At 43.5% G+C, this 993-nt stretch carries 1 protein-coding gene; it reads right to left on the bottom strand.

Annotated features, from left to right (window positions below; genetic code table 11):
• Positions 1-16: 16 nt before the first annotated feature.
• Complete coding sequence (locus ACGF5R_RS24110) at positions 17-901, bottom strand: IS982 family transposase (protein ID WP_387693149.1); 885 nt, start codon at positions 899-901, stop codon at positions 17-19.
• Between the last annotated feature and the right edge of the window lie 92 nt (positions 902-993).

The raw sequence follows: 993 nt of genomic DNA on the forward strand, positions 1-993 counted from the left end.
TTAACCCGAATTCTGTTTAAGCCGTCACTGAAAAATCGTCTTCCGAATAGAAAACTTTCAGTGATGGCTTCTTCCATTTAAGGCAATAAGCAATCAAACCGCCTAAAACGGTCAACATAAATCCTTTTATACTTCGATGGCGAGAATGCTCTATTTGAGAAACGGTTTTTAATTGCCCATGAATCGTTTCGATGATGAAACGCCTTGATAACATTATTTTATCCCACTCAGCCAGCAGCTGTGCTTTCATATTTCGGCGCTTTTGGGTGACGAAAGTGACGCCGGTTTTGCCTAAATCGTCTGCCAGTTCCTGACTGAGATAACCTTTATCGCCGTAAAGCGAACCCGTTAATTCTGTTGTTAATTCGCGAACAGGTTCCCGATCATCCACATTACCGGCAGTGATTTTAAGCGCCAGAATTTCCCCCTGGTGATTGACAACCAGGTGTAATTTGAAACCATAAAACCAGCCCATTGAATTTTTTCCGCGCTTGGCTATCCCGGCAAAGACCTTATGCCGAGGAATGCGAATGTTATGGCAGACACTCAAACTCGTGGAATCAATAAAAGCAATGCCAGTGGGTTTTCCTTTTAATTGCGTCAGATAGCTACATAGTGGTGCCAAAACGGAAGGGGCCACACTGACAAAACGGGGATAGCTGAGCAAGGTGGGAAAATCGTTGTGGTGATATTTCCAAATGTGTTCTAGATAAAAATGTTTAAAATCCCGGTAATGTGACAGATGAAAAAGGATCAAAATGGTCATGATTTCACTGGGATACAGGCGACCTTGTCGGCGGCGTAAACGATGCCCGTTATCGAGACAAACTTGTTCCCATTGAGGGATGAAAAAACGGCAAAAGTCATCGACATCACAGAAAATTTCAACTAAGTTGTCCATAGCCTGTTCCTCCCCGGAGCTGTTTCGGCATGCACCAAAACACTGCTCCTGGAACAGGCTTCATGTCAATTTTTTATCCAGAATTCGGGTTA

This window comes from Photorhabdus sp. RM71S (assembly GCF_042879355.1).
GTDB lineage: Bacteria > Pseudomonadota > Gammaproteobacteria > Enterobacterales > Enterobacteriaceae > Photorhabdus > Photorhabdus kayaii.

Coding starts and splice junctions, on each gene's coding strand:
- ACGF5R_RS24110 (WP_387693149.1), bottom strand. CDS start 901: ATGGACAACTTAGTTGAAATTTTCTGTGATGTCGATGACTTTTGCCGT.